This is a genomic window from Flavobacterium sp. (assembly GCF_027483985.1).
Taxonomy (GTDB): Bacteria; Bacteroidota; Bacteroidia; order Flavobacteriales; family Flavobacteriaceae; genus Flavobacterium.
Genome location: NZ_JAIXTJ010000011.1, coordinates 1 through 18,106, shown reverse-complemented (window position 1 = coordinate 18,106; position 18,106 = coordinate 1). Strand labels below are relative to the sequence as shown.

The following is an 18,106-nucleotide window of genomic DNA, read 5'->3' as shown; positions in this document are numbered from 1 at the left end:
TAGTTGTTATTCCATTTATTTTGTTTTTTTGGCTCCATATTATTTTCCAATTGCGATCATATTTGCTAATAAACGAAATGCTCCAGGAACACCTTCTGGCAATTCTCTGAAGAAACTTATTCCGGTGTAAATGTAATTTCCTTTACCGTATTTTGCTACTAAAATGGCGCCATCTTTGGGTTTTTCACCTTTATCATTTGCTGAAATAATTGGCGTAAAATTAGCATCCCATTCGCTTGGATAATACAAACCTTGTTCTTGTTTCCAGCCTTTAAAATCATCAGCTGTTATTTTGTTAGGATAATTTAAAACCGGATGATTTGGATTTAAAAATCGGACTTCGGCATTTTCTTCTGTGACTCTATCTCTTGATAATTTTACAGAAAAAGGAGCGATTTCTTTTGTAACTAAATCGTCAAGTGTGTTGTATTGTACAATCATTGTTTTGCCATTTTTAACAAAATCAAAAAGTAGGTTTTGTTTGAATCCGAGCGCATTTACAACATTATATGCACGAATTCCGGTCATTACGACATCAAAATTTTGAAGTTTTTCATTTGTGATTTCTTCAGGTTTTAAGATGGTTACTTCATAACCCATTTGCGTCAGACTTTTAGGAACTTCATCACCTGCACCCATAATGTAGGCAATTTTTTCGGATTTGGTTTTGATATTCAATTTAATGGCCTTTGCCTCAGCTGATTTTAAAACCATTTGTTTGTAAATGTGTGGATAATTGATGTCGATTTTTTCTTTGTCAAAGGTTTGACCATTAATAGTTACTACACTTTTAATAGTAACATCAGATGCTTCTTTTGGAGGCGTTACATTAAATATGGCAAGTTGTTCTTCACCTTTTTTAGCAAGTGAAAACAGAATTGATGCAGGTGAAACTGTCCAATTTTGTGGTACTTCTAAACTTATTGATCCTGCAATTGCTTCTGTTCCAGCTTTAATTTTTACAGTAACAGGTTTTTCTTTGTTATTAGGAAAAATGGTGACTTTTTCTTGAATAGAAGATGTTACAACAGGCACAACATCAAGCGGTTGATAGACTTCTCCTTTTACATCATCGTTGTATTTGTACACTATATTTCTTTCAAAAGGAATGGTAACGCCGTTGATTTCGATTAAAAACGTGTCTGGAATTCTTGAAATAACATCGGGTTTACCAATATTTCTCTGGTCGTTCACGGTATACATACCAACAGTTCCTTTTTCATTTAAATAGTACGGACTTGTGAAAGGATCAGTAGCATCAATTTCAACTTCAATTGAATTAGTAACTACTTTGTTGAAAAGAAGTTCTGTTTTTTGAGCGTTGTTTATACCAGAAAGCCAATACATTTTTACTTTACTACGGTTGATGGCTTCTTGTTTGACTTTAGTTTTGTTTCCAGTAGCAATTTCTTGCACGTCGGCAACCGATTCTAAGTAAAGTCCGGCACAAGCAGCAATTATCTTTTTAATTTCCTCTGATTTAATGGTTTTCCAATGGTCATCTTCTAATTTTTGGATTAATTCGTAGGCTTTTACTAATTCAGGAATACTAGCTTCTGGATTTTTGAAATCAAAATTACTTTGTACTTTTTCTAGAATACTTCCAATAAGATTTTCACCTGGAATGCGATTCCAAGAAGTGTCAATACCTTCAAACAAATTGGTTTTATCTTTTAAAGATTCGCCTTTTAAAAATTCTAAATATTCCTCTTCTTCACCACGAGCGCCGGTACTTCCGAAACCTTGTGATTGGTGGCAACTTCTGCTCAGTGCGGCAATCTCTTGATTGGACTTACCGAATTGTTCGTAGTACACACCTGTTTGAAGTTGGCTCAAATTGGATTTATCGGCTTTATCAAATTTTTCTTTGCTACCATAAAACCACCAGGAAGTATTGAAGAAAATACGTTTGGGTTGCCAAGTTGTTACATATTGTAGTTGATTAGGAAATACAGATGCGTCATTGGTTTTATCAAATGCTTCAAGGCTCAACATTGCCGAAGCGGTGTGATGTCCGTGAGTTGTTCCTGGTGAACGATGGTCAAAACGATTGATAATAACATCAGGTTGGAATTTTCTGATAGCCCAAATAACATCGCTTAGCACTTGGTCTTTATCCCATATTTGCAAAGTTTCGTCAGGATTTTTTGAAAAACCAAAATCATTAGCGCGTGAAAACAGTTGCTCACCGCCATCAATTTTTCTAGCTTCGATAAGTTCTTGCGTTCTGATTACACCAAGTAGTTCTCGCAATTCAGGTCCGATTAAGTTTTGTCCGCCATCGCCTCGAGTTAAAGAAAGATAGCCTGTTCGAGCATTTTTTTCGTTAGATAAATAAGAAATTAATCGCGTGTTTTCATCGTCTGGATGTGCCGCAACATATAAAACAGAACCCAAAAAGTTAAGTTTCTCAATTTGATGATAAATTTCAACCGAATTTGGTTTTTGTGGACGTTGTGCAACCAACGATAATCCTAAGAAAAGCAATAGAAAAGTATAATTTTTCTGCATTTGATTTTAATTTTTGCAATAGCATCAAATGTAGTAATTATTATAAATAGGAAGGTTTTTTTTGAATTTCTTTAACAGAATTTATCAATCTGTAAACTCATCGTTATGTATTGTGTTGGAGATAATCGAAATCCCTTTTTGAAGTAGCAAATTATTTGGATAGGTAATGCGTTCGCCATCAATGGTTTTTAAGTTGATGTGGAATGCGCTAATGTCTTCAATTTCAGCTTGAATAGGGAAATCTTTGTCGTGGATTTTGATTGTATCTCCAATTTTGAACGGAAAGAAAAAGAACAAAATTACGCCTGCTGTTATGTTACTTAAAATCGACCATTGTGCAAACATTGCAACACCAACAACAGTTGTTATTGAGGAAACCGTTAGTAGTATTTGATCTTTTTTTACACCCCAAATTACAATAAGCGAAATGATGGCTATAATGTTGATTAGAAGATCAATATATTTTGTAACAAGATTAGCTCGTTGTTCAATTATTTCACTTGTTTTGGCATATTTTCTAACTAATTTTGCGATTATAAATCGCAGCACAAATACCAATAACAAGACAATTGCTGTTGCAATTATTTCGACTGTAAAGTTATTAAAAACATCCATTTGAAATCTTTATAAATGCCCTAAATCTTTATGTTGGTTGATATAGTTTAACTGGTGTTCAGCTACATAATTTCTAAACAAAGCTACCAAATTGTCATAATATTTTTGAAGGTTTTTTACGTTAACCTCTGGTCGGCTATCAATCGGAATTGTGATTGGCATTTCGTTTAAATACTTTGATAATTCGGGATAATTTTCCTGAATGACCATTGTGATTTTAAGAATTTTAGCATTGATTTCTTCTTCAGTTTCCATAATTCAGCTCCTTATTTAATCTAATTTTTGAAATGTAAAGTTACACACTTTATCTTTAAATAGATGTTAAATAAGTATATACTTTTTCGGTAGGTAAACCCACAACATTAGTATATGAACCTTCAATTTTATGTATACCTACTAGTCCAATCCATTCTTGAATTCCATAAGCTCCAGCTTTGTCAAAAGGTTTGTAATTATCTAAATAAAAGCGAATTGAATCGTCTGATAGTTTTTTAAAAGACACTTTTGTTATATCAAATATAGTCTCTGATTTAGAGGTTGTTGTGAAACAAACTGAAGTAATTACTTCGTGCGTTTGGTTGGATAAAGATTTTAAAATTTGAAAAGCATCATTATAATCTTTTGGTTTACCTAAGGCTTTACCATTTAACCAGACCAAAGTATCGCTTGTTATTAAGAGTTCATCATTAGCTAAATCACCTTCAAATGCTTTGGCTTTTAATTCGGCTAAATAGTTGGTTATTTCTTCAGCTTTAAGATTATCAGGATAAATTTCTTCGATTTCTTTAAGTCGAATTTCAAATTTCAAGTCCAAATCTTTGAAAAATTGTTGCCTTCTTGGTGAACCAGATGCCAGAATGATTTTATAGTCGTTAAGCATTGAATTTTATGTTTAATGTAGTTACCGCAATTGATAAAATTCCGAAGAATATGATCCATTTTAACAATTGACTGATGAATTTGTAGTCTTTGTTTTCTTTGGCATTCCAAATGTGCACTAAGCACACCATTATTGGGGCAATTACGAAGAAAAGTAGATAGGCTAAACTGTAAAATAAATTATTTTCAAATAAATAAGATTTGGTATAAAACAATAAGTAAAGTGCCGGAAGTAGCAGCAGTACAAAAGCAATAATTCTGGTTTTAGCAACACCAAATACAATAGGAAGTGTCTTCATATCTTGAGTAGCATCACCTGTAACATCTTGAATGTCTTTGATTATTTCTCTTACTAAATTAATTATGAAAGCAAATTTCGCATAATCTAATAAAATGGCAAAAGCCAAAGTCATTTGTGTTCTATTGATGTCAAAAGTATTCGGAAAAATATCAAACATTCCGATAATAATAACGGAAAAAGCTAATAATGCAGCGACAACAATATTGCCAATTAGAGTCATTTGTTTTAAAGTACTAGCATAAAAATAGAGTAGTGTAGCGATCAAAACAAATACGACAGCAAAATTTGGATGTTCTACCGTATTGGCTAAAATAAATCCGCAAGCCACACCTGAAATAGTTAACGACGCATAAATAATGTAAGCCGTAGCTTCGGAGATTTTTGTTCCAATAATTCGGCTATTTGGCTTGTTTACTGCATCGGTTTCTTGGTCAAAAATATCATTGATTACATAACCACCAGCAGCAATTAAAACGGTTGCCAAAATAAGTAAACTGTATTGCCAATACCACAAAGATAAAGGTATGTTTATAAGTTCAAGGTATCCAAAACGAATGATTAGTTGCATTAATGCTAGTAAAAGTAGGTTTTGGTAACGTATTAGTTTTAGAAAGTTCATTTTTTAGTATTCAGTGTTCAGTATTCAGTGTTCAGTGTTCAGTGTTCGGTGTTTAGTGTTCAGTTTTCAGTGCTCAGTGTTTAGTGTTCAGTGTTTCGTGTTAAGTATTAAGTAATTAGTAATAGTACTTAATTTATTATTTATCTTCTTTTACTCCAAATTTTTTTGGATTCAGAATCATATAATTTATCAATTTCCCTACTTCTTTCGATTCTTTTAATAATTCTAAATAAATATCATTTGTTATGTATTCACAAGCTAAAGAATATTCTAACCAAACTTGGGTTTCAGAGTTTTCAGCATCTGAATCAGTTAATTTACTATGAAAATGTTTAGGATAATCCCGTTTTCTATAAGCTTCAGCAATATTTGCAGAAACACTTCTTGAAGATCTTCGTATTTGGTCTGTTAAAGAATAAGTTTCTTCTTTTGGAAAGGATTTTGAAAGTCTAAATACTTTCATTGCCAATGCAAATGATTTTTGATAAGTTAATAAATCTTGAAATGTCATAACTAAATAATAAACTGAATTCTAAATTAACACTTCTAAAGAAACTGCAAACTGATTACTGAACACTGATTACTAAATTAGTCGTGTTTTCCGTTATAATACAAATGCCATTTTCCTTGTACTTTCATTACTTGTTCGATGACTTCGCGCACGGCACCTTTTCCACCGTTTTTGTGAGAAATATATTTAGAAATAGCTTTGATTTCGGCTACAGCATCTTGCGGACAAGTGGGCAAACCTACCAATTGCATTACGTGGTAATCTGGAATATCATCACCCATATAGAGTACTTTTTCTGGATTTATATTATATAATTCGGTGTATTCTTTAAACGTTTCTACTTTGTTAGGCGATGCTAAATGGATATCGGTAATTCCTAAGTTTCGGAGTCTAATTCGGACACCTTCATTGTTTCCTCCTGAAATAATGCATACGTTATAACCACTTTCAATCGCAGCTTTCATTGCAAAACCATCGCGAATGTTCATAATTCGTAGCATTTCGCCGTTTTGTGATACGTGAACCGAACTGTCTGTAAGCACGCCATCGACATCAAAAATAAAAGTGTCAATGTCGTTCATTATTTCTTTATAACTTTCTGCCATTATCAATAATAGATTTTGTTAGAATTTTGTATATATCTTTCTGATTTTCATCAGATAAAAGGTTTAAATGTTTGTTTATTGTAGTGGTGTCATTTCGCTTTGCTGGTCCAGTTTGAGCTTCATTAGGTTCCATAATTTGTACTTTGTTTGCCGTCTCTAAAATCAAAGGCTTCAAAATTTCAAAAGGAACTTGATGTTCGATACAAATATCACTACCTATTTTGTAGAGATGATTTACAAAATTACTCACAAAAACAGCTGAAACGTGTAATGATTTTCTTTGTTCCGAATTTATTTCAAAAGCTTTATCCGAAATAGCACTAGCAATTTGCATTATAAGAGCTAAATCTTGGTCGTTTTGTGCTTCTAAACATAGAGGAACTTCTTTGAAGTTAATATCTTTATTTTTAGATAACGTTTGCAACGGATAAAAAACAGCTTTTCTATTGGAATCAGCTAACTCAGTAATAGCAACACTTCCTGAGGTATGTGCAACTAATTTATCTGAAAATTTAAATGAGTCCGATACTTCATAAATAGCGTCATCTGATACAGAAATAATATATAAATCTGCCTCGGTTAACCGCGAAACATCAGTTGTAATTAAATTAGAATCAACAAGATGTGCTACTGATTCAGTAGTGCGAGCAAGCACCTGTTTCAGTTCTAAAACAGTAGATTTAGAAATGGCTTTAATTAAATGCTGAGCAACGTTACCCGAACCAATTATTGTAATTGAAATCATTCGGTAAAAATATTGAAAATATATTTTATTGTACTAGTAAAAAATGATAATATCAACGTCTCTTAAAAATCCCTTAAAACGTTGGTGTAAATTTTACTAAATCCACAATTTTAATTTACTTTTGTACTCCTTTAATTAGGGCATTAAAAATCATTCCAAAAATCCTTATGGAAAAAATTAAATCTATACTTTTTTCAACGCGTTTAATGGCAGTTTTATTTATTGGTTATGCAGCAGCAATGGCAGCAGGAACTTTTATTGAAAATGCTTACAATTCAGATACTGCACGAATTATCATTTACAATTCTTGGTGGTTTGAAGCCATTCACGTCTTTTTTCTTATCAATTTCTTCGGAAACATTTCAAGATACCAATTGCTTAAAAAAGAAAAATGGGCAACCTTGCTTTTGCATTTGTCATTCATATTCATATTAATTGGTGCTGGAATTACAAGATACATCAGTTATGAAGGAATGATGCCGATTAGAGAAGGTGAGGCATCAAATCAAATTTATTCTGATAAAAACTATCTTATTTATTATGTTGATGGGCAATTTAATGGTGAAATGAAACGTAGAACATTTGAAAAACCGTTATTGCTTTCGCCTGTTACCAATAACCATTTTAATTATAAAGATAAATTTGCAGATACCAAATTTGAAGTAGAATACAAAGACTTTATATTAGACGCTAAAGAAACTATTAAATCAACGCCTAATGGTAAATACCATCTTAAAATGGTAGAGTCTGGTGGCGGACAACGACACGAACATTACCTAAAAGAAGGTGAGGTTCAAAATATTCACAATGTATTGTTTGCTCTAAATTCGTATACCAAAGGTGCCATTAATATAACAATTAAAGACGGAAACACTACCATTGAAGCTCCATTTGACGGAAATTTTATGCGAATGGCTGATCAATTTCAAGGAACGATTAAGAAAGATTTATTGCAGCCATTGATGTTTCGTTCCCTTTATAACTTAGGTGGAGCGCAATTTGTTTTTCCAGATCAACCAATTAAAGGTGAGAAGTCATATAAAGCAAGCGGTGATTTTAAAGCCAAAAGTGGTGATGATGCCCTCGTAATCAAAGTTACAGCTGATGGACAAGAAAAAGAAATTACATTGGTTGGATCGAAAGGAAAACAAGGAACACCGCAAAGTTTTAAAGTTGGAAAATTAGAATTTACTTTTTTCTTTGGAAGCAAGGTTTATACGTTACCGTTTAATTTAAAGTTGAATGATTTTGTTGCTAAACGCTATCCTGGAACAGAAAAACGTTATTCTGCCTTTGAGAGTATGGTGACTTTACAAGATGGAAAAGAACAATTTGATGCCAAAATATTTATGAATAATATTCTTGATTATAAAGGATTTAGATTTTTTCAAGCGAATTTTGATCCTGATGAGAAAGGAACCGTTCTTTCAGTTAATCACGATTTTTGGGGAACTTTAATTACTTACATCGGATACTTTATTTTATTCTTTGCAATGATGGCCATTTTGTTTACTAAATATTCTCGCTTTGCTGATTTAAAACGAAAGTTACAAATCATTAAGGATAAAAAATCTAAATTGATTACCATTCTAGCATTGATGTTATCTGTGACTGGATTTTCTCAAAAGCACGATAATCACGATGGTCATAATCACGGGAAAGCACAAGTTCCAGTACAAAATGTACAATTCAACTATGTAGACTCTATTTTGAAATATAAAGTTTCAGAAAAGCACGCAGCACAGTTTGGAAGATTGGTCATACAAGATGAAGGTGGAAGAATGAAGCCAATCAATAGTTTTTCATCGGAGTTATTGCGAAAAGTTAGCAAAAGTGATAGTTATAAAGATATGAATTCTGATCAGGTATTTGTTTCGATGACGCAATTTCCGCAGGCTTGGTTTGAAGTTCCTTTAGTTTATATTAAAGTAGGAAATGATAGCATTCGTAAAATCATCGGAATTGCAAAGGAAGACAAGTATGCCACTTTAAAATCATTTTTTGATGCTAAAGGAAATTATAAATTATCACCTTATTTAGAAGCCGCTTATAAATCGCAAATTCCAAACAATTTTGATAAAGATTTTATTGAAACGGATAAAAAAGTAAATTTATTAAATACTGCTTTAAGTGGTCAAATTTTAAAGATATTTCCTATTCCAAATGATGTCAATAATAAATGGGCTTCTTTTTTAGAAATTAATCAAGAGACCAAGACCTCACTTGATACTATAAAAAACGCATTGCCTATATATTTAGATGCCTTAATGCGTGCTTCTCAAGATAATAATTATACTATGGCCAATACATTTTTAGTTGGTATGGAAAATTATCAAAAGAAAGAAGGAAAAGATGTACGACCAAGTGATGATAAAATTAATTCTGAAATCTTATATAACAAATATGATATTTTCAAGAATTTGTATTATTTGTACATGCTTTGTGGTGTTTTGATGCTTGTCTTTACCATAGTAAATATCTTTTTTGAGAAAAAATCTATACGATACGTTGTTTCAGGTTTTCATATTTTTATTATCGTTCTTTTTGCTTTGCACACTTTAGGTTTGGTTGCACGATGGTACATTTCGGGTCACGCACCGTGGAGTGATGCATATGAAAGTATGATATATGTAGCTTGGGCGACAATGTTTTTTACGCTAGCATTTGATAGAAAATCGAAGTTGACTGTTGCCTCAGGAACTTTTGTAGCTTCAATGATCTTGATGATTGCTCACTGGAATTGGATGGATCCAGCAATTGCTAACTTGCAACCTGTTTTGAATTCTTATTGGTTAATGATTCACGTAGCCGTTATTGTAGCTAGTTATGGACCATTTACTTTAGGAATGATTTTAGGATTAGTAGCTTTGATTTTAATGTTATTTACCAATGAGAAGAACAAAGTTAAGATGGATTTAAACATCAAAGAAATCACCTACATCAATGAAATGGCACTAACGATAGGTTTGGTAATGTTGACCATCGGAAATTTCCTTGGCGGACAATGGGCCAATGAATCTTGGGGAAGATATTGGGGTTGGGATCCAAAAGAGACTTGGGCTTTAATTAGTATTATGATTTATGCTTTTGTAATTCACGCTCGATTTGTGCCTGCTTTACGTGGTACTTGGATTTATAACTTGATGAGCGTTTTGGCTTTTTACTCGATAATGATGACTTATTTTGGAGTGAATTTCTATCTTACAGGATTGCATTCTTATGCAAGTGGTGATAAAGTAGTTACTCCGGTAGAGTTTTATTATTCTTTGATACTGATAACAATCTTAGCAACTTTTGCTTTCTTCAAATACAAACGCTATTTCAAAAAATAAAAGTTAAGAAGTAGTAGTCATAAAAAAAGGTTCAACAAATTAATGTTGAACCTTTTTTTTAATTAGGGTTTAAATATTTTTATACTTTTCCTAAAGTATATAACTGTTCCATTGTAGGTGATTTGCTTCCACCGGCAGGTTCAAGAGTGATTCCAAATGCTTCGGCGTTTGACGTTCCGCTAACTGCAAATAGTTTTTCATCATTTCCTTTGAAATCTTCTAATAAACCAATACTTGTTGGTGTTAATGTCGGACTTAACTTAAGTGACCAAATTTGGTATACTTTTCCTTCTGGTGGTTCTGGTAATCCTGATGCGTCTACATATACTGTTGAAGTTTCTTTATTCCAATAGATTTTTGCAGATGAAGTAGGAGCAACAGCTTGTCCTGCTAAGCTAACCACTGTGTTTTTCTCATCACGAACAACATTTAAAGCGGTAGCTGTTTCCTTGTTTTTCAATTCTAATTCAACAACTGATTTTTGAAGATTTGACTTTTCAGTTTCAATTGTATTTAATTGACTAGATGTTGTATTTAATTGATTGTATTGATAAGCTACACCAATCAACAATGCAACAGATGCTGCCCAACCTAGATATTGCGACCTGTTAGATGTAGGTTTCATATCTATTACTTTGCCGTGCTTCAATTCTAATCGGGCTTTAATTTTTTCAAAGTTATCTGCCGAAATATTTGGAGAAAAACTACTTGATAAATTAAGAATTGCCTTTTCAATTGAAATAATTTCTTTGCCAATGGCAGGATTGATCTTAGCCATTTCGCTAATTTCCTTAGTTTCTTCTTCGTTTAACAAACCGTAAACGTAAAGTTCTAAGTTTCCCGATTCTATATATTCTTCTGTGTTCATTATACTTGTAAATAAGTTCTTAAATCATTGATGCAATTTCTATTCTGTGTTTTGACAGTTCCAAGCGGAATTTCCAATTCGTCAGAAGCTTCTTGCTGCGTGTATCCTTGAAAGAATAGTAGTTCAATTAATTGAATACACTTAGGTTTTAACTTCTTAACAAATTCTTGTATCCCAATAGTATCGATCCTATTGACTAACTTGTTGCTGTCGTCTAACAGATGTACGAAATTATCAGACGATAGGTTTTTTTGACTGTTGTTATAACCTTTAGAACGTAGTTTATCTATAGCGGTATTTCTTGCTATGTTTAGCATCCAAGTATATAAACGACCTTTTGAATCATTGTAGCTTTCGATGTTTTTCCAAATTTTAACAAATACTTCTTGAAGCACATCTTCGGCTTCTTCGCTTTCTTTAACTAAATTTGAGATTACTGAAAATAGACTTTTCGAATACATATCATACATTATGGTAAATGCTCGATCATCTTTTTTTAAAATTAACGGTATCAATTGTTCCTGTGTCATAAGCTCTTTTTTGTGGTTGTTCAAAGTTAGTAAAATTATTTAGAGTAATTTTACGTACGTAAAGAGAACGAATATGGTTTTAATAAAAAAATTTTTAACATTTTTTTTTAACTTGATTACTACTTTAACCTCTTAAATTTGCGTATATTTATTAAAATTTTAAAAATTATGAAAATAAGAATTGCAGCATTGGTCTCGTTATTTCTATTATTGAGTTGTAAAAACGAAGCACAAACTAGCGCTAACTTAGAGTCTGATCTAACGACAGAAATTATGAAAAAAGAAAACATTTATCAATTTAAGGTTAAAGATTTAAGTGGTGATGAATTTGATTTTTCTTCTTTAAAAGGAAAGAAAATACTTATAGTTAATACGGCATCTAAGTGCGGATTAACACCTCAATACAAAGATTTAGAGGCGATTTATGAAAAATATAAAGATAAAAACTTTGTAATTGTAGGTTTTCCTGCTAACAATTTTGGAAAACAAGAACCTGGAACCAACGAAGAAATAGGTGCTTTTTGTCAAAAAAATTATGGTGTGTCCTTTCCAATGATGAGCAAGGTTTCTGTTAAAGGTGATGATATGTGCGAATTATATCAATTTTTGACTAAAAAATCTAGAAACGGATTAAAGGACAGCGAAGTAGAATGGAATTTTCAAAAATATTTAATTAATGAAAATGGTGAATTAGAAAAAGTTATTTCGCCACAAGTACTTCCAACCGATCCAGAAGTTGTTGATTGGATTTCGAAATAATAAAATACTAGAACACTAAAATCCCTTTTCATTATGTTAAGGGATTTTTTTATGTCTATTCAATTAGTAGCTTCAAATAATTTTATTTACTTTTACACACCAAACAACCACTTCATTATGAGTCAAAAAATATTACTCACTGCAAAAGAAGTCAATATTATTCTGCATCGTTTGGCCTGTCAATTAATTGAAAAACATCTTGATTTTTCTACTACTGTTTTAATTGGTTTACAGCCAAGAGGAAAATTTCTAGCCGAACGAATCAAACAAATTTTGGAATCCGAATATGCTATAAAATCAATTCAGCTAGGTTTCTTAGACATTACTTTTTTTAGAGATGATTTCCGTCGTGGCGAAAAACCATTAGAAGCCAATAAAACCCAAATTGATTTTTTAGTAGAAAATAAGAAAGTAGTTTTTATTGATGACGTTTTATATACAGGAAGAAGTATCAATGCAGCATTGACTGCAATTCAGTCCTTTGGACGACCATCTGAAGTAGAACTTCTTACTTTAATAGATAGAAGATTCAGTCGTCATTTACCAATACAACCTGATTACAGAGGACGACAAGTAGATGCAATTAACAACGAAAAAGTAAAAGTTTGTTGGATTGAAAACGATGGTGAAGATGCAGTTTATTTAATTACGAATTAATTTTGTTTTACAGTTAAGTAGTAAGATTTGGGTATTAAATATTAAGACTTTAAGAAGAATTCCTGATGTAAAATAAGATACATTATACTATTACAATATACAACAATTCAATATACAACAATACAATTTACATTAATACAACATACAACAACACAACAATAAATGAAAGAATTAAGTGTAAACCATTTATTAGGAATTAAATACCTTGTTAAAGAAGATATTGATTTGATATTTGAAACTGCCGATCATTTTAAGGAAGTAATCAATCGTCCGATAAAAAAAGTACCTTCTTTGCGAGATATTACTATTGCAAATATTTTTTTCGAAAACAGTACGAGAACAAAATTATCATTTGAATTGGCTCAGAAGCGTCTTTCAGCTGATGTGATTAGTTTTTCAGCAGCCCAATCATCTGTTAAAAAAGGTGAAACTTTAATTGACACAGTAAATAATATTTTGGCAATGAAAGTCGATATGGTTGTGATGCGACACTCACATCCTGGTGCGGCTTACTTTTTATCGCAAAATGTGAAAGCAAGTATTGTAAATGCTGGTGATGGTGCTCACGAACACCCAACACAAGCTTTGCTAGATAGTTTTTCAATTAGAGAAAGACTAGGAGAAGTTGCTGGAAAAAAAGTAGTTATTGTTGGTGATATTTTGCATTCTCGTGTGGCACTTTCTAATATTTATGCACTTCAAATGCAAGGTGCTGAAGTAAAAGTATGCGGACCAAAAACTTTAATTCCGAAATATATTGAAAGTCTTGGCGTTTCAGTCGAACCCAATTTGCGAAAAGCGCTTGAATGGTGTGATGTAGCTAATATGTTACGTGTTCAAAACGAACGAATGGATGTAAATTACTTTCCATCAACCCGAGAATATGCACAACAATATGGTGTTGACAAGGCATTATTAGATTCCTTAAACAAAGAAATCGTAATCATGCATCCTGGACCAATTAATCGTGGCGTAGAAATCACATCAGATGTTGCCGATTCACAACAATCAGTAATTTTAGATCAAGTTGAAAATGGCGTTGCTATTAGAATGGCAGTGATTTATTTGTTGGCAAGTAAAATCAAACAATAAAAAATTTTTTCAGTTTCTCATTGATGAGATTCTGAAACAAGTTCAGAATATATGAAAGTAGATCAAAAAGGACATACAACAACAATAAAAGATACTCAAGGTGATTTAAATTCATTTCTTGAAAAAGTAACCAAAGAACATCATAGTTTTAAATCTCAAAATTTAATACTCGATATAAGTCACGATAAAAATGTAACCTTAAAAGATATTAAACTGTTTTCTGATTTGTCTAAAACGCACAAAAAAGGAAAAAAATCTTTGGTAATCGTTGCTGATGACATTGATTTTAATGCTGTTCCTGCAAAACTAATCGTTGTACCTTCGTTACAAGAAGCGCACGATATTATTGAAATGGAAGAGATTGAGCGCGATTTGGGATTTTAGGAAAAGTTTAAAAGTTTATAAGTTTAAGAGTTTAAGAGTTTTTAAGTTTAAGAGTTTTTAAGTTTAAAAGTTTATAAGTTTAAGAGTTTAAAAGTTTAACAGTTTAAAAGTTTTAAGAAATAGATATGAAATTGAATAACACAACAATATTATATATTTACGTAGGCGTATTATTTATACTAACCTATTTATTTGCAAGTAGATTGATTACAAGTTTTAAAACCCAAGAGTTTGATTATTTAAGATTATCAGTAAATCTTGGACTATTGATTTACATTATCATCAAAATCGTGAAATTGGGTAAAATCGAAAATAATAAAATAGATTCCGATGCGAAATAAAAAATTAGCTTGGTTTCTCCTAGTTTGCTCAACGATACTTTTAGGTTTAAATATTTATAGAGTATCGGTGGAAAGTGAGGATAACTATTTTGGTATTATTTCTAACGTGTTGTTGATTTTTGCAATGCTTGTTAGTATTTATCAGAAAAAAAATAAGGAATAAGTTAAAAATAAATGAAGCTAACCATACTTGGCTGTTATGCCGCAACGCCACGAACTATTTCCAATCCGACATCTCAAGTTTTAGAAATAAAAAACCGTTTATTTTTAATCGATTGTGCTGAAGGAACTCAAGTGCAACTTCGCAAAAGCAAAGTCAAGTTTTCTAAAATCAATCACATCTTTATTTCCCATCTTCACGGCGATCATTTTTATGGATTAGTAGGATTGATATCAACCTTTATGTTGCTTAATCGCGAAAGTGATTTAACGGTTTATGGACCAAAAGGAATTAAAGAAATTATTCTGCTTCAACTTCGTGCCTCGGGTTCGTTTACTGGTTATAATTTATATTTTCACGAATTAGAATCTAAAGAATCCGAAATAATCTTTGAAGACGATAGAGTAGTGGTGAAAACCATTCCATTAAAGCACCGCGTTTACACCAACGGATTTTTATTTGAAGAAAAAAATATAGAACGAAAACTCAACATCGAAGCCGTAGAAAATTATGAAATCGATAAAGTCTATTACAACAAAATAAAATATGGTGGCGATATTACTTTAGAAGATGGAACTGTAATTCCGAATTCCGAATTAAGTTTTCCTCCACAAACTTCAAAGTCTTATGCCTTTTGTAGTGATACCTTATACAACGAAGACATCATTCCAATCATAGAAAACGTAGATTATCTCTACCACGAAAGTACTTTTCTTGAAAGCGAAGCACACCTTTCTGAAAGAACGATGCACTCAACTGCCAAAGAAGCTGCTACAATTGCACTTAAAGCTAATGTTGGTAATTTAATCCTCGGACATTATTCAACGCGCTACGGCGATATAAACCTCTTTAAACAAGAAGCACAAACTATTTTCCAAAACGTAATTCTAGCCGATGATGGCAAAGAAATCGAAATGGACTAATGTTTTTGTTAAAGTAAGGAGCGAATGGCTTGGTCTTTATCTATAAACCCTATTCCCGCTTTACATTCCAATCTTTTTCTTTTTAAAGAAAAAAGAAAAAGTATTTCCATTGCAATCAGGGCTATTCAGTGATTCATTTTAACATTTGTTTCCTTTTTAAAAGCTAAATCTCTTTAACTTTGTACTTATAACTCCACAAAGTACAAAACAATGAAAGATTTAGGCGATTACAGAAAATCCTACGATAAAAGCGAACTTTTAGAAACCAACATTCCCGAAGATCCAATTAACTTATTCAATCAATGGTTTCACGAAACCGAAGATTTTGGTGGCGTTGATGAAGTCAATGCAATGACCATTTCCACAATTGGATTAGACGGATTTCCAAAGAGTAGAGTAGTGCTTCTTAAAAAATTTAATGAAGAAGGTTTCGTTTTCTACACCAATTATGATTCCGAAAAAGGAAAAGCTATTGCTAATAATCCTAACGTTTGTCTTTCCTTCTTTTGGCCAAGTATAGAACGTCAGGTTATTATTAAAGGTATTGCCGAAAAAACTTCTGATATAACTTCTAATAACTATTTTGACTCACGACCAAATGGTAGTAAACTTGGTGCAATTGCTTCTGAACAGAGTAGTGTTATAGCTTCGAGAGCTGTTCTAGAAGATAAGTTATACGAATTAGAACAGTTCTTTGAAGGGAAAGAAATTCCGAGACCATCCAATTGGGGTGGATATTTAATTCGACCTCAAGAAGTTGAATTTTGGCAAGGTCGTCCGAATCGACTTCACGACCGAATTCGATACCAACTTCAAGAAGATTTTAATTGGAAAATGGAAAGACTTTCATCTTAATTGTAAGAAAAATATATATTAAAAATTAAAAAAGATGTAGTTCATCGATTTTATTTGTAGTTTAACCGATATAGTAGTAATATTGTACAACGAAATCAGAGAAACGTTCATACAATATTAACATAAAGATTTTTGCCCCACATCTATCTTTAAAAAACTTAACCTACTATTATGAAAGCAAAACTACTAAGATTGTTTGTGCCAATGGCATTGGTATTCACATTAATTTCTTGTTCACCAGATTCTAAAGAAGAAGAACAAGTTGAAGCGAAGTTGATAACTGACTACAATTATACTCAAGACGAGTTAAAATTAGTTGAAGTAATTAACAATTATAGAGTTAGCCAAGGTTTAAATGCCTTAGAAGTTATTAATCATATTTCACACAAATCATTAGAGCATAACAACTATATGATTGACAAAAATGTTGTGAATCACGATTATTTTGAAGAGCGATCTAATAATATTATACAAGTTTTAGGAGCAGTAAAAGTAGGAGAAAATATTGCTTATAATTTTTCAACACCTAATTCTGCTTTGTATGCATGGTTGCAAAGTCCTGGACACAAAGCAAATTTAGAAGGAGATTATACTCATTTTGGAATTTCCATCACAGTTAATCCTGCTACTGGTAAAAAGTATTACACTAATATGTTTATGAAAAAATAATTGATTTATAGTTTTGTTTGATTTTGAAAAAAAAGCCATCTGTTATCAGATGGTTTTTTTATTGAAATAAATGGTCTTATTTGGAAATACTGATATTCAAAAAGTTGTTAAAGTGAAAACAAGGAGCAACATACTTTCGTTGATGAATGCTGAAAGAAAATCCTTTCTTAATATTGTATAAGTTAACTGTCATTTAAGGTCTCATTTTAATTATAGAGTAGTTGAACTAATGACTAATTTAATAGTTCATAAATATTTATTTATTATTAAGTAGATTCATAATTCTTTAGAATATTAAAAGCTCCAAAATGGATTTATGTAATTTATGTGTGAGGAAAGAAATGAAATTGATTATTCCTTTTTGACGAACTCTTGTCTCGTCAGATAATAATTTAGAATACTAGGTATTGATAAAAATGATAATAATATTTGTAAATGTTATTAATTACGTTCCAATTAGATTCTTTTCATAAGCTGATACTTTAAGAGCGACATCCCGGTGGTTTATGCTATTAAGGCAACCAAATTGTAAAAAAAGAACCGCTTAATTTCTTAAGCGGTTCTCAGGGTTTAAACAATTGTATATTAAATAATCTACAATTTCGTAATTATAAATTCTGATCTTCTGTTGGCTTGGTGTTGTTCTTCTGAGCAGTTTGATTGATTTGTTGGTTCACATCCACAATCGTTTACTAGCTGAGATTCTCCATATCCTTTACCTGTAATTCTGTTTTTGTTGATTCCTTTTGC

Annotated in this window: 20 protein-coding genes; 9 read left to right on the top strand and 11 right to left on the bottom strand. The window is 31.7% G+C overall.

Features of this window, described 5'->3' with window-relative positions:
- Positions 1 to 39: 39 nt before the first annotated feature.
- From Q0050_RS01965 to Q0050_RS01930, 8 genes are all read right to left on the bottom strand, one after another.
- Positions 40 to 2,511 (bottom strand): PIG-L family deacetylase, encoded by a 2,472-nt coding sequence (locus Q0050_RS01965; RefSeq protein ID WP_298392144.1) that lies wholly within the window; start codon positions 2,509 to 2,511, stop codon positions 40 to 42.
- Positions 2,512 to 2,595: 84 nt separating this feature from the next.
- Positions 2,596 to 3,126 (bottom strand): mechanosensitive ion channel domain-containing protein, encoded by a 531-nt coding sequence (locus tag Q0050_RS01960; RefSeq protein WP_298392142.1) that lies wholly within the window; start codon positions 3,124 to 3,126, stop codon positions 2,596 to 2,598.
- 9 nt (positions 3,127 to 3,135) lie between these two features.
- Positions 3,136 to 3,381, bottom strand: a complete 246-nt coding sequence (locus Q0050_RS01955) for a hypothetical protein (protein ID WP_298392139.1) — start codon at positions 3,379 to 3,381, stop codon at positions 3,136 to 3,138.
- 55 nt (positions 3,382 to 3,436) lie between these two features.
- Positions 3,437 to 4,006, bottom strand: a complete 570-nt coding sequence (locus Q0050_RS01950) for a Maf-like protein (RefSeq protein WP_298392138.1) — start codon at positions 4,004 to 4,006, stop codon at positions 3,437 to 3,439.
- A complete protein-coding gene (locus tag Q0050_RS01945; RefSeq protein ID WP_298392136.1) occupies positions 3,999 to 4,925 on the bottom strand; it encodes a geranylgeranylglycerol-phosphate geranylgeranyltransferase in 927 nt (308 codons plus the stop codon). Before Q0050_RS01945 ends, Q0050_RS01950 begins: the two co-directional genes overlap by 8 nt.
- A 136-nt stretch (positions 4,926 to 5,061) precedes the next feature.
- Positions 5,062 to 5,436, bottom strand: coding sequence for a four helix bundle protein (locus tag Q0050_RS01940; RefSeq protein WP_298392134.1), 375 nt, complete (start codon positions 5,434 to 5,436; stop codon positions 5,062 to 5,064).
- 77 nt (positions 5,437 to 5,513) lie between these two features.
- Positions 5,514 to 6,041: an HAD family hydrolase gene (locus Q0050_RS01935; protein WP_298392132.1), complete on the bottom strand. Its 528-nt coding sequence runs from the start codon at positions 6,039 to 6,041 to the stop codon at positions 5,514 to 5,516.
- Positions 6,025 to 6,786, bottom strand: a complete 762-nt coding sequence (locus tag Q0050_RS01930) for a Rossmann-like and DUF2520 domain-containing protein (protein WP_298392130.1) — start codon at positions 6,784 to 6,786, stop codon at positions 6,025 to 6,027. Before Q0050_RS01930 ends, Q0050_RS01935 begins: the two co-directional genes overlap by 17 nt.
- A gap of 167 nt (positions 6,787 to 6,953) precedes the next feature.
- Between Q0050_RS01930 and ccsA the strand changes: the two genes are divergently transcribed.
- Positions 6,954 to 10,118, top strand: a complete 3,165-nt coding sequence (gene ccsA / locus Q0050_RS01925) for a cytochrome c biogenesis protein (protein ID WP_298392128.1) — start codon at positions 6,954 to 6,956, stop codon at positions 10,116 to 10,118.
- Between the two features lie 79 nt (positions 10,119 to 10,197).
- Here the strand turns inward: ccsA and Q0050_RS01920 are convergent, their stop codons facing one another.
- Positions 10,198 to 10,986 carry an anti-sigma factor gene (locus Q0050_RS01920; RefSeq protein ID WP_298392126.1) on the bottom strand — a complete coding sequence of 263 codons (789 nt, stop codon included), beginning with the start codon at positions 10,984 to 10,986 and terminating at the stop codon, positions 10,198 to 10,200.
- Positions 10,986 to 11,516, bottom strand: coding sequence for a sigma-70 family RNA polymerase sigma factor (locus tag Q0050_RS01915; RefSeq protein WP_298392124.1), 531 nt, complete (start codon positions 11,514 to 11,516; stop codon positions 10,986 to 10,988). Before Q0050_RS01915 ends, Q0050_RS01920 begins: the two co-directional genes overlap by 1 nt.
- 168 nt (positions 11,517 to 11,684) lie before the next feature.
- Between Q0050_RS01915 and Q0050_RS01910 the strand changes: the two genes are divergently transcribed.
- The 8 genes from Q0050_RS01910 to Q0050_RS01875 all read left to right on the top strand — a co-directional run bounded on the left by Q0050_RS01910 (position 11,685) and on the right by Q0050_RS01875 (position 17,356).
- A complete protein-coding gene (locus Q0050_RS01910) occupies positions 11,685 to 12,275 on the top strand; it encodes a glutathione peroxidase (protein ID WP_298392122.1) in 591 nt (196 codons plus the stop codon).
- Between the two features lie 117 nt (positions 12,276 to 12,392).
- Positions 12,393 to 12,932 (top strand): bifunctional pyr operon transcriptional regulator/uracil phosphoribosyltransferase PyrR, encoded by a 540-nt coding sequence (gene pyrR, locus Q0050_RS01905; protein WP_298392120.1) that lies wholly within the window; start codon positions 12,393 to 12,395, stop codon positions 12,930 to 12,932.
- 162 nt (positions 12,933 to 13,094) lie between these two features.
- Positions 13,095 to 14,024 carry an aspartate carbamoyltransferase catalytic subunit gene (locus Q0050_RS01900; protein WP_298392118.1) on the top strand — a complete coding sequence of 310 codons (930 nt, stop codon included), beginning with the start codon at positions 13,095 to 13,097 and terminating at the stop codon, positions 14,022 to 14,024.
- 51 nt (positions 14,025 to 14,075) lie between these two features.
- Complete coding sequence (locus tag Q0050_RS01895) at positions 14,076 to 14,408, top strand: ribonuclease Z (protein WP_298392116.1); 333 nt, start codon at positions 14,076 to 14,078, stop codon at positions 14,406 to 14,408.
- Positions 14,409 to 14,533: 125 nt separating this feature from the next.
- Complete coding sequence (locus Q0050_RS01890) at positions 14,534 to 14,749, top strand: hypothetical protein (protein WP_298392114.1); 216 nt, start codon at positions 14,534 to 14,536, stop codon at positions 14,747 to 14,749.
- Positions 14,750 to 14,923: 174 nt separating this feature from the next.
- Positions 14,924 to 15,832, top strand: a complete 909-nt coding sequence (locus tag Q0050_RS01885; protein ID WP_298392112.1) for a ribonuclease Z — start codon at positions 14,924 to 14,926, stop codon at positions 15,830 to 15,832.
- A 210-nt stretch (positions 15,833 to 16,042) separates the two neighbouring features.
- Positions 16,043 to 16,687, top strand: coding sequence for a pyridoxamine 5'-phosphate oxidase (pdxH, locus tag Q0050_RS01880; protein WP_298392110.1), 645 nt, complete (start codon positions 16,043 to 16,045; stop codon positions 16,685 to 16,687).
- Positions 16,688 to 16,858: 171 nt separating this feature from the next.
- A complete protein-coding gene (locus Q0050_RS01875) occupies positions 16,859 to 17,356 on the top strand; it encodes a CAP domain-containing protein (RefSeq protein ID WP_298392108.1) in 498 nt (165 codons plus the stop codon).
- 594 nt (positions 17,357 to 17,950) lie between these two features.
- Here the strand turns inward: Q0050_RS01875 and Q0050_RS15295 are convergent.
- The coding region (locus tag Q0050_RS15295) for an OmpA family protein (protein WP_367277130.1) at positions 17,951 to 18,106 on the bottom strand (156 nt) is incomplete at its 5' end.

Excerpts from the sequence above, each read along its gene's own strand:
- pyrR (WP_298392120.1), top strand. The coding sequence starts at position 12,393 with ATGAGTCAAAAAATATTACTCACTGCAAAAGAAGTCAATATTATTCTG.
- Q0050_RS01875 (WP_298392108.1), top strand. The coding sequence starts at position 16,859 with ATGAAAGCAAAACTACTAAGATTGTTTGTGCCAATGGCATTGGTATTC.
- Q0050_RS01895 (WP_298392116.1), top strand. The coding sequence starts at position 14,076 with ATGAAAGTAGATCAAAAAGGACATACAACAACAATAAAAGATACTCAA.
- Q0050_RS01910 (WP_298392122.1), top strand. The coding sequence starts at position 11,685 with ATGAAAATAAGAATTGCAGCATTGGTCTCGTTATTTCTATTATTGAGT.
- Q0050_RS01920 (WP_298392126.1), bottom strand. The coding sequence starts at position 10,986 with ATGAACACAGAAGAATATATAGAATCGGGAAACTTAGAACTTTACGTT.
- Q0050_RS01885 (WP_298392112.1), top strand. The coding sequence starts at position 14,924 with ATGAAGCTAACCATACTTGGCTGTTATGCCGCAACGCCACGAACTATT.
- Q0050_RS01900 (WP_298392118.1), top strand. The coding sequence starts at position 13,095 with ATGAAAGAATTAAGTGTAAACCATTTATTAGGAATTAAATACCTTGTT.
- Q0050_RS01945 (WP_298392136.1), bottom strand. The coding sequence starts at position 4,925 with ATGAACTTTCTAAAACTAATACGTTACCAAAACCTACTTTTACTAGCA.
- pdxH (WP_298392110.1), top strand. The coding sequence starts at position 16,043 with ATGAAAGATTTAGGCGATTACAGAAAATCCTACGATAAAAGCGAACTT.
- Q0050_RS01950 (WP_298392138.1), bottom strand. The coding sequence starts at position 4,006 with ATGCTTAACGACTATAAAATCATTCTGGCATCTGGTTCACCAAGAAGG.
- Q0050_RS01940 (WP_298392134.1), bottom strand. The coding sequence starts at position 5,436 with ATGACATTTCAAGATTTATTAACTTATCAAAAATCATTTGCATTGGCA.
- Q0050_RS01915 (WP_298392124.1), bottom strand. The coding sequence starts at position 11,516 with ATGACACAGGAACAATTGATACCGTTAATTTTAAAAAAAGATGATCGA.
- Q0050_RS01930 (WP_298392130.1), bottom strand. The coding sequence starts at position 6,786 with ATGATTTCAATTACAATAATTGGTTCGGGTAACGTTGCTCAGCATTTA.
- Q0050_RS01955 (WP_298392139.1), bottom strand. The coding sequence starts at position 3,381 with ATGGAAACTGAAGAAGAAATCAATGCTAAAATTCTTAAAATCACAATG.
- Q0050_RS01965 (WP_298392144.1), bottom strand. The coding sequence starts at position 2,511 with ATGCAGAAAAATTATACTTTTCTATTGCTTTTCTTAGGATTATCGTTG.
- Q0050_RS01960 (WP_298392142.1), bottom strand. The coding sequence starts at position 3,126 with ATGGATGTTTTTAATAACTTTACAGTCGAAATAATTGCAACAGCAATT.
- Q0050_RS01890 (WP_298392114.1), top strand. The coding sequence starts at position 14,534 with ATGAAATTGAATAACACAACAATATTATATATTTACGTAGGCGTATTA.
- ccsA (WP_298392128.1), top strand. The coding sequence starts at position 6,954 with ATGGAAAAAATTAAATCTATACTTTTTTCAACGCGTTTAATGGCAGTT.
- Q0050_RS01935 (WP_298392132.1), bottom strand. The coding sequence starts at position 6,041 with ATGGCAGAAAGTTATAAAGAAATAATGAACGACATTGACACTTTTATT.